This window comes from Bifidobacterium tsurumiense, from assembly GCF_000741765.1.
GTDB classification, from domain to species: domain Bacteria; phylum Actinomycetota; class Actinomycetes; order Actinomycetales; family Bifidobacteriaceae; genus Bifidobacterium; species Bifidobacterium tsurumiense.
In genome coordinates, this window is record NZ_JGZU01000010.1 from 1 (window position 1) to 13,812 (window position 13,812).

General features: G+C 53.8%; 7 protein-coding genes, 1 tRNA gene and 1 pseudogene. 7 read left to right on the forward strand and 2 right to left on the reverse strand.

The features are described 5' to 3' along the window. A partial coding sequence (locus BITS_RS09515; RefSeq protein WP_044259537.1) for a hypothetical protein occupies window positions 1-247 on the forward strand: 247 nt, incomplete at its 5' end. A 730-nt stretch (window positions 248-977) separates the two neighbouring features. On the opposite strand, the gene BITS_RS04900 is transcribed toward BITS_RS09515, so the two are convergent. Further along, window positions 978-1,055 (reverse strand) — tRNA-His (locus tag BITS_RS04900). Window positions 1,056-1,779: 724 nt separating this feature from the next. After that, window positions 1,780-2,976 carry a glycosyltransferase gene (locus BITS_RS04905; protein WP_026642518.1) on the reverse strand — a complete coding sequence of 399 codons (1,197 nt, stop codon included), beginning with the start codon at window positions 2,974-2,976 and terminating at the stop codon, window positions 1,780-1,782. Window positions 2,977-3,098: 122 nt separating this feature from the next. Here BITS_RS04905 and purT point away from each other — a divergent pair, with 122 nt between their 5' ends. The 6 genes and pseudogenes from purT (at window position 3,099) to purD (ending at window position 13,515) form a co-directional block, all read left to right on the forward strand. Continuing rightward, complete coding sequence (purT, locus tag BITS_RS04910; protein ID WP_081693575.1) at window positions 3,099-4,424, forward strand: formate-dependent phosphoribosylglycinamide formyltransferase; 1,326 nt, start codon at window positions 3,099-3,101, stop codon at window positions 4,422-4,424. Window positions 4,425-4,510: 86 nt separating this feature from the next. After that, a complete protein-coding gene (gene purC, locus BITS_RS04915; RefSeq protein ID WP_026642520.1) occupies window positions 4,511-5,260 on the forward strand; it encodes a phosphoribosylaminoimidazolesuccinocarboxamide synthase in 750 nt (249 codons plus the stop codon). A 140-nt stretch (window positions 5,261-5,400) separates the two neighbouring features. After that, window positions 5,401-9,122: pseudogene (locus BITS_RS04920) on the forward strand (phosphoribosylformylglycinamidine synthase). A 398-nt stretch (window positions 9,123-9,520) separates the two neighbouring features. Further along, complete coding sequence (gene purF / locus BITS_RS04925; RefSeq protein ID WP_026642522.1) at window positions 9,521-11,029, forward strand: amidophosphoribosyltransferase; 1,509 nt, start codon at window positions 9,521-9,523, stop codon at window positions 11,027-11,029. A 131-nt stretch (window positions 11,030-11,160) separates the two neighbouring features. Further along, window positions 11,161-12,195 carry a phosphoribosylformylglycinamidine cyclo-ligase gene (gene purM / locus BITS_RS04930; protein ID WP_026642523.1) on the forward strand — a complete coding sequence of 345 codons (1,035 nt, stop codon included), beginning with the start codon at window positions 11,161-11,163 and terminating at the stop codon, window positions 12,193-12,195. A 48-nt stretch (window positions 12,196-12,243) separates the two neighbouring features. Beyond that, a complete protein-coding gene (gene purD / locus BITS_RS04935) occupies window positions 12,244-13,515 on the forward strand; it encodes a phosphoribosylamine--glycine ligase (protein ID WP_026642525.1) in 1,272 nt (423 codons plus the stop codon). Window positions 13,516-13,812 lie beyond the last annotated feature (297 nt).

The window sequence follows — 13,812 nt, forward strand, 5'->3', positions numbered from 1 at the left end:
GGTCTTCCCGTTCTTCCTTCATCGTTCCGTGGCATTCGGGCAAGTGGGTTCTCATACCATTCAGACAACCACATTCAAACGGCTCCCAGGCCTTGCCCCGCAACGCGCCACGTCCCGTTCCGGACACACATTCTGGCCGACCTCGAAAGTCCCCACCGCCACATTCAAACACCTCTCAGACCTTGCAGCACAAGGCATGAGAGGCGATTTCAGACACACATTCTGGCCAATAACCCGCTTGTCGTAGGGCTCGGAGCAACGCCTGAACCGAGAAGCAGTCCTGTCACTGCGAGAAAGATAGTCGTGAAAACGACCCTCGGCAGCAACGGTTTTGTGTGAGCGTTGCTCTTTCCTGGTCCACGGGTTTCTTCGTCATTGGTTTCCGACGAAATCCTACAGCGGATCGACATGGTTCTGTCCTCACCCAGCAATGCGTGTTTTGGTATTGTCATCGCAGCAACCCACCGCATCGTCAGGTTTCTGTGATGTAGATCACACCATAGCACGACTTATATGAAACTGCAATCGTTTGCAGATTTCCTTGCGCAAAAGCTTGATATCTATACCATTAAGGGATTAAGCATCAGTGTGTCGAAAACCGAAAACCTTAGTTAGTAAAGCGTTTTAGCACAAATACATGCCCGGTCGGACAGACATACTCTTCACTCATCATGAGTTGACATAAACGAAAACGTTGTCAATCTGTCATCCCCATATCGCTGCTCAACGGAAATCACAGACATCTTGATATTTTGTCATTCTGCGATCAATACACTCGACACGGGCATATAGGAACTAAACATGGTGTTTATGTTCGCTGATGTGCCTTGTGGCAGTAAGTGTATCGACATGGATTTATTGGGCAGTTCCATACAACGGACGGTATGGGCGGGTTCATCATTGCACGACGGCATGGTAATGGAATCAACCAAGGGCACAATGCAAAAATCCCCGGAACCGAGAGGTCCGAGGATGAATGGGGGTGGATAACGCGGCTCGAACGCGCGACCTTCTGAACCACAATCAGATGCTCTACCGACTGAGCTATATCCACCATGGTGCGACGAATGACTTCGCACAACAGATGGATACTATACATGTTTTTTGCCAAGTATGCGACACGGCGCGTCGAATCACACAGTATCGAACATATTCAACGATATCCGTTGCATGTCGTTCGCTTTACCAAGTCCTTGTGAACACTACTCAACATTGGGATTCGGCACACCGCTGACCTGTCCGAATCGGTTGAATCTTGGTATAATACCCAGTGAAGGCCGGAGTTGTGATCAGCCGGAATTAGCCGGCAGGTCTGTAACGAAGCAGCGAGATCAATCCGCCAGTTTACCGAGCGATGGAGCCGCTGCAACGCCTTCAAAAAAGAAGAGTGGAACGCCTTGCAGCACTCGGCAGTGGCTTGTGGTGGTTGATATTGAGCAGTTGGTGAATGCCGCTCCGAGATTCCGTGCAACGCCGGATGGTGAACATGAATATGGCGCAGGCAGCGGATGTGATTGAGATGAACGAGAGCCACGCAAGGTGGCGAGGCATAACGGGCGAGGCGCCCGTACTGCAAGGTCGGCACTCAAGCGGGGCCGGGCACTAGGTGTCCGGCCCCGCTTTTTTGTCTTCTCTTCACCGACATCGTGTATGACCTGCGTAACATAATCTCGAAGGAACAACTTCTGATGGATATTGTTCACAGGAAACTTCATTGCCCCTCAGACAACCAATCACAAACTGTGTACCATATCGTGCATTGAAGCCTCGAATCAAGGCCTAATGACTCGACTCATACTCAGCAATGCTCTCGCGTTCCATCTCGATGAATTGCCTTACCGAGGATTCAACCGAATATCGTTGTGCCGCAAACCGAGCGTATTTCCGCTCCCAAGACACCAATTCCATCGGATGGTCAAGCCACCAATCGATGCGATCAGCCAATTGTTGCGCATTGCGTGCCTCGAAAAGCGACTGATCCGTAAGCGCGAACTGTGACGCAGCACTCAGCCCTGATCGAGCGATAATCGGCACCACCCCACTGCCGATACCTTCCATAACGCTTAACGACTCGATATCGACAACAGATGCGTGCACCAGAAGATCCTGCGATCTGAGCAGACCCGGCATCCTGTCATTGGGCTGGAAGCCGATGCGCACAGGCGAATTGAGCAATCGCTTCGCTCGCATCTGCAGATACCTGCGCATGGGGCCGGTCCCGCAAATGGACAATTCGATATCCGACCCATGGCGGCATAAAGAAATGGCTTTAATCAAGGTGATCTGACTTTTCTCCAAAGAGAGTCTGCCCGATGCCGCCACACGATAAGGAGGACGGATATCAGCCGCAGCCCGTGGTTGTCTGGGCACGAAACGAGGCGAATATCCATTGGAAATCGCATGAAGTTTGGCATCATAATGATGTTTTCTGAGTTCTTCGGCAATCATCTGCGTCGGCGTGTGGATGTGGTCAACATACCGGTACAACCACCTCTTGAACAGCCAATAGATGAATCGTGAGGCACCCGGGACAAAACGTAGCGGCCCTGCGGAATACAACACATTCTCCGGCTGCACATGAAAACCGGCGGTGACGGGGATGCCCATCTCTTGTGCAATGATGCGAGCGCGTCGCCCAAAGGAAAAGGGCATATAGATATGCACCACATCCACACCCGCGAATGCCGTGCGAAACAGGGTGTCACTGGGTTTTGCGAATTGCATTTGCTGTCTTGCGGCTATGTGCGACACCAATGGGATGCGATTCACCTTCGCCGGATACTCTTGAGAACCAATGCCGACTAGTCGGACATGATGCCCCTGACGCTCCAGTTCCTGAGCATATTGCAAAGCCGAATTCGAGGTACCGTTGCCGTGATTCCCGATGGTGTCCACCACCAAAGCGATTGTCAGCGGCCGAACGTCAATATCTCCGTTCTCACGCTGCCCCGAAGGAACTTCCCTATCCCTGTTCATTGTTCCAATAGTACTCTTGCAGGATTGAGTATCCACTCGGTGGCACAATAAGAGATATGAGTGAATTTGCAGCTACCCATGCCACTTCATCCAATTCCGAATTCTCAAAGGCACATTCGATCATGAACGATGCAGATCAAAACGGCACCACTGATACCACGCAAGCAATATCCTCACCGGAACCCTCACAGCAAAGGGTGCTCGGCACTCCCCTCGGCAAGCAGAGAACCAAGGTTCTCTTGCTAGGATCAGGCGAGCTTGGCAAAGAAGTCACGATTGAGTTGATGCGTCTGGGTGCATGGGTATGCGCTGCTGACAGCTATGCAGGAGCTCCGGCGGCGCAGGTTGCACACGAACACCGTGTTTTGGATATGGCTGATCCGAAGCAACTCAATGCGCTCTTCGACGAGATCAATCCCGATATAGTCGTCCCCGAAGTGGAAGCCATTGCCACACAGGAACTTGCCTCTGCCGCGCAACGCGGCATTCAGGTCGTGCCTTCTGCAGGCATCGCGACCATATGCATGGATCGTGAGCGTCTCCGCGTTCTGGCACATGAGAAGCTCGGATTGCCCACAACACCGTATCGTTTCGCAGGATCCTTCGAGGAGCTCGAAGCTGGCGCCCAGGAAGTGGGCTTCCCTTGCGTTGTGAAACCCATTATGAGTTCATCCGGACACGGCCAATCCGTGGTGCGCAGCGCAGATCAGCTCGCCGACGCCTGGCATGAGGCACAGGTCGGACGCCGAGCCGCCGCCGAAGGCGGTATTTCGCGCGTCATCGTAGAAGCCTTGGTTCCTCTGGAACACGAGCTCACCGTCCTCACTATCAGTTCATCGGCAGGAGTGGTCACCTGCATGCCGATAGGGCAACGACAGGAAAGTGGCGATTACCGCGAATCCTGGCAGCCCGAACAAATTGATCCGCAGATCCTCGCAACTGCAAGCGAGATTGCCCGTCAGGCAGTGGTCGGCATGGTAAGCGAGGCCCAGAGCCATGGCGAACACGGTTGGGGCGTATTCGGCGTGGAATTATTCGTACTCACCGATGGCACAGTGCTGTTCAATGAGGTTTCCCCCCGCCCGCATGACACCGGCATGGTGACCATGATGTCGCAGCGTCTCAGCGAATTTGCGCTCCACGCACGCGCGATCCTCGGACTTCCTGTCACTCAGGGTCATACCTCTTTGTCGATTCCGGATGGATCGGTTGCCGCAAGCCACGCCATTGTGGTGGAAGGCGATGGCGAAGCGGTTTTCGAAAACGTCGCCGAGGCACTGAGCCAATCCGACACCGATCTTCGCATTTTCGGCAAACCGGCCGTGCATGGACATCGGCGTATGGCTGTGGCATTGGCCATCGGAAACGGCGCAGACGACGCTCGCGCCCGTGCGGCTCTTGTGGCCGATTCGCTGGATATCAAGGTCAACGCACCGAGTGCCGAATAGGCCTTCTCGTTGTATCCTCCCGTTGCTAGCCTAGACGCGTAACTCACCCCACATCCCAATCTCGTATTGCACGAGGAAGGCGCACCATGGAAAAAATCGAACAGTTATATGAAGGCAAGGCCAAGAAACTGTATTCAACCGATGATCCTGACATTCTCTGGGTCGAGTATATGAATCAGGCCACTGCCGGCAACGGTGAGAAAAAAGCCCAAATAGAAGGCAAGGGCAGCCTCAACAATCACATTACTTCGGTTATTTTCGCTTTGTTGAAAGCCCGTGGTGTGAATAGCCATTTCGTCAAGCGCATTTCCGATACCGAGCAACTGGTTCGCCATATGACGATGTTCCCACTGGAAATCATCATGCGTAATACCGCTGCCGGATCCTTCGCCACGCGATACGACGTTGAAGAGGGCACTGCCTTGAAGAAGCCGATCTTGGAATTCTGCGTCAAGTCAGATGATCTGGGCGATCCGTTCATCAATGATGACGGCATTGTCGCCTTGGGATTGGCCACTGAGGACGAGCTTGCGGAGATTTCTCGCCAGGCCCGTGCCGTGAACGATGCCTTGCTTGACATTTTCAAAGCCATTGACGTGCAATTGGTCGATTTCAAAATCGAAGAAGGCAAGACCAGCGATGGTGCCATCCTGCTTGCCGATGAAATCACACCAGATACTTGCCGGTTGTGGGACACCAAGGAAGGCAGCGGAAAGATTGAGCATCTCGACAAGGATCTGTTCCGCCGTGATTTGGGCAATATTATTCCGGCTTATGAAGAGATTCTCACGCGCCTGAAGAATCTTGCAGCCAAGGAAGGCGTCGAACTCGACTAACTGTGATACCCGCACCCGTCACCTGACGAATGCGGGTATTTTCATTCCCCCTCTCACTGCCATTCCTCCCTATCGTTTAGGCGTGAATGGCAACTCACTGTGAATTTTGACAACCGATAACAGAACAAAGGCAGGAAACAGTGGTTTTTCGAGTCTATGTGGAAAAGAAACCGGGATTTGACATCGAATCCCAGCAATTGCGCAATGAGTTGGTGAGTATCGTGGGCATCAGCACCCTTGATACAGTGCGCATCATCAATCGTTATGACGTAGAGGGCCTAAGCGAGGAACTGTTCGATCAAGCCGTTCCCACCGTGTTCAGCGAACCTCAATCGGACAATGTCTACGCCGAATTGCCGTCCACTGACGGTTTGACGGCATTTGCCACCGAATTCCTCCCCGGTCAATTCGATCAGCGCGCAGAATCAGCCAGTGAATGCATACAGCTCATATCCCAAGGCGACCGCCCGACGGTCCGCAGCGCCAAGGTCTATCTGCTTTCCGGTCAGCTCAGCGAAGCAGATGTGGAAGCGATTAAGCACTATGTCATCAACCCTGTGGAAGCGCGCGAGGCGTCACTCGAGGTCAGGCAGACCTTGCATATTGCAGTCAACCAGCCCAAACCCGTGGAGATCATCAAAGGGTTCCTTGATCTGGATGATGAAGGCCTCACTTCCTTCATAGCCGAGCGCGGCCTTGCAATGGACCTTGCCGATGCACAGGTGTGCCAGCAGTATTTCCGCGAAGAACAGCGCAATCCGACAATTACGGAAATCCGTGTCATCGACACCTACTGGTCGGATCATTGCCGTCACACCACGTTCAGCACCCAGCTTGAGGATATCCAAATAGATGATGCTGTGGTGCAGGCCGCTTTTGACAAATATATGACGATGCGTCATGAATTGGGTCGTGATTCCAAGCCGATATCGCTTATGGATATGGGCACAATCGGCGCAAAATGGCTCAAGGCCAATGGCGTATTGACCGGACTCGATGAATCCGATGAGATCAACGCCTGCACGGTGAAGGTGAAGGTAGACGTCAACGGAGAAGACGAAGATTGGCTCTTCCTCTTCAAGAACGAGACCCACAATCATCCGACGGAGATCGAACCCTTCGGTGGTGCCGCCACATGTATCGGCGGCTGCATCCGCGATCCGCTTTCGGGGCGTTCATATGTCTACCAAGCCATGCGTGTCACCGGTGCCGCCGATCCACGTGTGCCTGTTTCCCAAACATTGGAAGGCAAACTCCCCCAGCGCAAACTCGTCACCACCGCAGCAGCCGGCTATTCCTCCTATGGCAACCAGATCGGTTTGGCGACCGGACAGGTAAGCGAGCTCTATCACCCCGGCTATGTCGCCAAGCGCATGGAAGTCGGTGCCGTTGTCGGAGCGACTCCGGCCGACCATGTACGCCGAGAAGTCCCCACACCAGGAGACAAGATCATTCTGCTCGGCGGTCGTACAGGCCGCGATGGCATCGGCGGCGCGACCGGTTCTTCCAAATCCCAGAACGTCGATAGCGTGGAAGAATCCGGCGCGGAAGTCCAGAAAGGCAACGCCCCTGTCGAACGCAAGCTCCAGCGGCTGTTCCGCCGCAAAGACGCTTGCCGTCTGATCAAGCGATGCAATGATTTTGGCGCCGGCGGCGTATCGGTGGCAACCGGTGAAATTGCCGATGGCCTGACCATTGATCTGGATTCGGTCCCCAAGAAGTACGATGGCTTGGATGGCACAGAACTAGCCATTTCCGAATCTCAGGAACGTATGGCTGTCGATGTGGCGGCACAGGATGTCGAAGAATTCCTGGGCTACGCACGCGAAGAGAATCTCGAAGCAACCGTCATCGCCACGGTAACCGAAGAACAGCGTATGCGCATGACGTGGAATGGTGACACCATCGTTGATCTGAGCCGTGAGTTCCTGTCCTCGAACGGCGCCGCCAAGCATCAGGATCTGCATGTGGAATCCGGCAGCGGTTACACCACTCCTTGGATGGAAGGCGACCTGTCTCAGCGCATGACCGCCATGGTCAGCGATATCAATATCGCCTCGAATAAGGGCTTGTCCGAGCGCTTTGACTCCACCATCGGAGCCGCCACAGTGCTCATGCCATTCGGCGGCAAAAAGCAGCTCACCGCAACTCAGGCGATGGTCGCCAAATTCCCAGTATTCGGTGAAACCACGACCGCTTCGGCAATGGCCTGGGGATTCAATCCGTATATCATGGAACGCAATCAGTTCACCGGCGCTTATTTGTCTGTTGTCGAATCACTGTCCAAGCTGGTCGCCACAGGCTTCAGCCGCAAAAAGGCATATCTGAGCTTCCAGGAATACTTCGGAAAACTGCGTGATGATCCCAAGCGTTGGGGCAAGCCGGCAGCAGCCGTTTTGGGCGCACTTATGGCCCAGGTCGACCTTGGCGTCGGCGCAATCGGCGGCAAGGATTCCATGAGCGGAAGCTTCGAAAACCTCGATGTTCCACCGACCCTGATCTCATTCGCCGTCTCTGTCGGCGATATGCGCAAGGCAGTGTCTCCTGAATTCAAGGCCGCAGGGCATCGCATCGTTCGCATCGCGCCGCGCCTGCTGTCTGACGGGCTCACTCCTGAGCATGAAGGTCTGCTCGAAGCGATGGATATCGTCGAAGAGTTGACCGCAAACGGCGATGCCGTTGCCGTGTCGACCCCTGGATATGGTGCCAGTGCAGAAGCATTGTTCAAGATGACCTTGGGCAATCAGATCGGCATTCAACTGGATGACGCGATCTCGCTCGACGATCTCTTCTCTCCTGCCTACGGCTCCTTCCTTGTGGAATTGGCCCCACAAGCCCAGCTTCCCAGCGCCTCCAATATGGTGTGCATGGGTGAGATCGGCAAGACCACACAAGAGTATGCTTTCGGCGCAGCCGGAGAAACCTTGGATCTCGCCCAACTTCAGGAAGTTTGGGAACATGGCATGGAGGAGGTCTTCCCGTATCGTCATGAAGGCGGTACCGTGGAGACCTTGAATTACCAGACCGAGAAAAAGAGGGTCCATATCGGCGTTCCCGTAGCACAACCTCGCGTTACTATCCCGGTATTCCCGGGCAATAACTGCGAATACGACTCCGCAGCCGCATTCGAGCGTGTCGGGGCCAAGGTCAAGACCCGCATTGTCAACAACCTCACGCCCGAAGCGGTGGCACGTTCCACACACCAGTTGGCGCAGGATATCCGCAACAGCCAGATCGTGATGATCCCCGGAGGTTTCTCCGGCGGTGACGAGCCGGACGGTTCGGCAAAATTCATTACCGCCTTCTTCCGTGCACCCGAAGTCGCCGATGCCGTCCGCGATCTGCTCGAAAACCGAGACGGTTTGATGCTCGGCATCTGCAATGGATTCCAGGCACTCATCAAACTGGGTCTGGTTCCTTACGGCGATATCGTTCCCATGGATGACGCCTGCCCGACATTGACCTTCAATACCATCGGACGCCATCAAAGCCGGCTTGTGCGCACACGTGTCGCATCGAATAAGTCTCCTTGGCTTTCGCATACCAATGTGGGCGATGTGCATACCATCGCAATATCGCATGGCGAAGGTCGCTTCGTGGCATCTGATGAATTGCTGGCACTGTTGAAGATCAATGGCCAGCTTGCCACGCAGTATGTCGACGAACAAGGAACCTCAAGCATGGATTGGGATGTCAATCCCAATGGCTCCGTGCTCGCAGTGGAAGGCATCACCAGCCTGATGGCCGTGTCTTCGGCAAGATGGGCCATTCCGAACGCTCCGGCAATGGCTTGTACAGCAATGTTCCAGGCAATAAGTACCAGCCATTATTCGAGGCCGGTGTGGAATATTTCACTGAGTGACCGTATGACGCTGTGATGCGGCCAATACAACCGGTTGATTCGGGAATATGATTCCACCGAAGCAACCCGGTTGTGCCGGTCAATGCAATCGTTGCAAGTGCTATGCGATTGCATTGACCTATCGGTTTGCGTCGATGGTCGACCTGTTTCGATAGTCGATCTGTACCGATGGCTCAATATCGAGTATTGGACCATTCAAGCATCCGAGATTCCCCTTTGCCGACACAGCAAGAGTGAGACATTCATATTCAACGAATAACGCCGAAACAAAGACTCCAATTCAGTGACATAACCGATCGCTACGGGCATCAGCTCACTGAGTAATAGATGTATTCGGCGCTTGATAGTGTGGGACGGTACCAACGCCCGATTCTCACGGTTTTGGAAGGAGCTTTGGCTTGTCAGCTGAACTCGAAGAGATTCATGAAGAGTGCGGTATCTTCGGCGTATGGGGTCACCCTGACGCCGCCCGACTCACCTATTTTGGATTACATGCTTTGCAACACCGCGGGCAGGAAGGTGCAGGCATCGTTTCCAATGAAAACGGCAAGCTGCACGGCCATCGCGGCTTGGGGCTGCTCACCCAGGTGTTCTCCGATGAACACGAAATCGAGCGTTTGAAAGGCGACAAGGCCATAGGCCATGTACGTTACGCCACAGCAGGATCAGGATCCGTGGATAATATCCAGCCATTCCTGTTCCGTTTCCATGACGGAGATATGGCTCTCGGACATAATGGCAATCTTACGAATTGCGTGAGCCTGCGTCGCAAATTGGAAGACGAAGGAGCTATTTTCCATTCGAATTCCGATACCGAAGTGCTGATGCATTTGATCAAGCGCTCCTCCAAACCCACTTTCATGGACAAGCTCAAAGAAGCTCTGAATACCGTCCATGGCGGCTTTGCATATCTTCTGATGACCCAGGACGCCATGATCGGGGCTTTGGACCCTAATGGTTTCCGTCCACTGTCATTGGGACAGATGAAAAACGGTGCGTATGTGCTGGCTTCAGAAACCTGCGCTTTGGACATTGTAGGCGCCGAGCTCGTGCGCAATATCCGTCCGGGAGAGATCATCGTCGTCAACGACGATGGCTACACCATCGAACGTTACACCGATAAGACGCAGCTCGCGATTTGCTCTATGGAGTTCATCTATTTTGCGCGCCCGGATTCCAATATCTACGGAGTCAATGTGCACTCAGCCCGCAAGCGCATGGGCGCCCGCCTCGCTCAGGAATCCCCTGTCGAAGCGGATATGGTCATCGGCGTTCCGAACTCCTCGCTCTCAGCGGCATCCGGCTACGCAGAAGCCAGCGGACTTCCCAATGAAATGGGCTTGATCAAGAATCAATACGTGGCCCGTACTTTCATCCAACCGACTCAGGAACTGCGTGAACAGGGCGTTCGCATGAAGCTTTCCGCAGTGCGCGGCGTCGTAAAAGGCAAACGTGTCGTCGTGATCGACGATTCCATAGTTCGTGGCACCACCTCTCGCCGCATTGTGCAATTGCTACGCGAGGCCGGCGCCAAGGAAGTGCATATGCGCATCTCCTCCCCTCCTTTGAAATATCCATGCTTCTACGGCATCGATATCCAGACCACCAAGGAATTGATCGCCGCCAAAAAGAGCGTGGAGGAAATTCGCGATTACATTGGAGCGGATTCCCTGTCCTTCCTCTCCCTTGACGGTTTGGTAGAATCCATTGGTCTTCACGAAGACGCTCCGTATTCGGGACTGTGCGTGGCATATTTCAACGGTGACTACCCCACTGCATTGGACGATTACGAAACAGGATTCCTCAAGTCGCTGACACCTGATGATCGAGTAAGGCTTCCTCGTTTTGCCCACGAGTCCAGCGACTATGAGGGCAATGAATATACGCAGTTGGCATCACTCGAATAACCAATGACCACTATGAGGCGCGGGTTGCGCGTTCCACACACGAAGTTGGAACATAGCAAGCAATTCCGCGCCTCATTCCATGAAAACGCAACAAACACACCCACAACCAATTTCTTAACGAAAGGGTACTCATGCCACAAGCATATGAGAATGCAGGAGTCAGCGTTGAAGCCGGCTACGAAGTCGTCAAGCGTATCACCGCACATGTCGAGCGAACCAAACGCCCCGGAGTCGTTGGAGGGATCGGCGGATTCGGCGGACTATTCGATCTGGCATCTCTTGGATACAAGGAACCAGTCCTGATTTCGGGAACCGATGGCGTGGGCACCAAGCTTATGGTGGCCAAAATGGCCAATATCCACAATACGATCGGCATTGATTGCGTGGCCATGTGCGTGAATGATATCGCAGCACAAGGTGCACAGCCACTCTTCTTCCTCGATTACATTGCCTGCGGCAAGAACGACCCCGCATTGCTCGAACAGGTCGTGGCCGGTGTGGCAGATGGATGCGTTCAGGCGGAATCAGGACTTATCGGCGGGGAAACCGCGGAAATGCCGGGTATGTATGACGAGGACGAATACGATCTGGCCGGATTTGCTGTCGGCGTCGCCGAGAAGTCTGAAATCGTGGATGGTTCTAAGATCCAGGAAGGCGATGTGCTGATCGGTCTGCCATCGTCCGGAGTGCATTCCAACGGGTTTTCCTTGGTGCGCAAAGCACTGTTCGAACAAGCGGGATATGACGTGGACACCAAACTTCCCGAACTGGAGAACCGTCCTTTGGGAGAGGTGCTGCTCACCCCTACCACAATCTATGTCAAGGCATTGCAGCCTCTGTTCAAGCAAGGCCTTGTCAAGGGCGTAGCACATATCACCGGCGGCGGATTCATCGAGAACATCCCGCGCATGATCCCCGACGGACTTGCAGCCAGCATCAATCTTGGCTCTTGGCCCATCCTGCCGATTTTCGATGTCATCGAGAAGGCGGGAGACATCGATCATGAGGAAATGTTCAATATCTTCAATATGGGATTGGGCATGGTTGTTGCCGTTCCTCAGGATCGTGCAGACGAAGCCTTGTCTGTTTTGCAGGAGCATGGCGAACGCGGTTATCGCGTCGGCAGCATCGTCAGCAATAACGGCTCCGATGTTGAGCTACATTAGATATAGAGCCGTTTGTTACAGTACGTTCAAATACGATAAGGACAACACATGGGTATGAAAGTTCTGGTTATCGGTTCCGGTGCGCGTGAGCACACCATCGCACACACACTCTTGCAAGGAAGCAGCGTGGACGAGGTCATCGTCGCCCCTGGGAATCCAGGCATGGAACTCGATGGCATCCGCACTACCAAAATTGACCCCTCCAATCATGCCGCTCTCATTGATTTCGTGACGCGCAATGCGGTGGACTGGGTTTGCGTCGGCCCCGAAGTCCCCCTGATCCAAGGCATTGTCGACGATTTTGCCGCTGTAGGGATCAAGGCCTTCGGACCGAACAAGGCTGCCGCACAGATCGAAGGTTCCAAGGATTTCGCTAAGCAGCTTATGGAACGCCACGGCATTCCCACCGCTGCCTATCACACCTTCGATGATTATGATGCAGCACAGTTGTATGTGCGCGAGCAGGGTGCACCCATTGTTATCAAGGCAGACGGATTGGCAGCCGGCAAGGGCGTTACGGTTGCCATGGATGAAGATACGGCCTTGGCCGCTTTGGGTGAGATATTCCTTGACCATCGTTTCGGCAACGCAGGCGCGAAAGTGGTTATCGAGGAATATTTGGAAGGCCAGGAGTTCTCGTTGATGAGCTTCGTGCATGGCACTGAGTTCTGGCCTATGCCTATTTCGCAGGATCATAAGCGTGCTTATGACGGTGACGAGGGCCCGAACACCGGTGGTATGGGAGCGTACTCCCCTGTGCCTCAAATCGGTCAAGATGTTATTGACACTGCGCTTGAAACCATTGTGAAGCCAACCGTAGAGGCCATGTCCGAAGAAGGCAATCCATTCACCGGCATCCTCTATGCAGGATTGATTGCGACAGCGGACGGCCCGAAGGTCATCGAGTTCAACGCGCGTTTCGGCGATCCTGAAACCGAGGTGGTTCTTCCTAAGCTCAGCTCGGATCTCGGTGCTGCCATTCAAGCCATCCTTGATGGAGAAACACCAGAATTCACATGGGATGACAATCGTGCGGCGCTCGGTGTTGTGCTCGCATCTGATGGGTATCCCAATGCCTCAGTAACCGGTGCACACATTCCCTCACTGCCTGCTGATACCAGCGACCTGCATGTGTTCTATGCCGGGGTGGATCGCGATGATGATGCTCAACTCGTGTCTTCTTCCGGTCGCGTATTGGTGGTGACCGCTCTGGCAGAAGACCTGCAAGCAGCGCAGCACAAGGCCTACGAGGTTTTGGAGGAAGCCGATACCACAGGCATGTTCTTCCGCCACGATATCGGCGCCAAGGCATTGCAGTGAGGCAATCGCGCAATATGCACTTGTCTTCTTGAACGCGCGGACTACCCAAAATTGCAGGAATCCTGAATTCAGCCTCTTAATTCATTGCTCGGGCTTTTAAGATGTGTCTCTTGACATCATCTTAACCCGAGCCATTTTCACGAGAAACGTCAAGGATATGAACGCCTCATATCCACAAGACGTTCAAGTCCGTGACCAATGCCACACGAACAAACAGACAACCTATCTCGATGGCGTTGTCATGAATCCAGTGTCCTTCAGATAATTCTTCCTGCAGTGATGTCGTATTGGATCAGC

Excerpts from the sequence above, each read along its gene's own strand:
- BITS_RS04905 (WP_026642518.1), bottom strand. The coding sequence starts at position 2,976 with ATGAACAGGGATAGGGAAGTTCCTTCGGGGCAGCGTGAGAACGGAGAT.
- purT (WP_081693575.1), top strand. The coding sequence starts at position 3,099 with ATGAACGATGCAGATCAAAACGGCACCACTGATACCACGCAAGCAATA.
- purD (WP_026642525.1), top strand. The coding sequence starts at position 12,244 with ATGGGTATGAAAGTTCTGGTTATCGGTTCCGGTGCGCGTGAGCACACC.
- purM (WP_026642523.1), top strand. The coding sequence starts at position 11,161 with ATGCCACAAGCATATGAGAATGCAGGAGTCAGCGTTGAAGCCGGCTAC.
- purC (WP_026642520.1), top strand. The coding sequence starts at position 4,511 with ATGGAAAAAATCGAACAGTTATATGAAGGCAAGGCCAAGAAACTGTAT.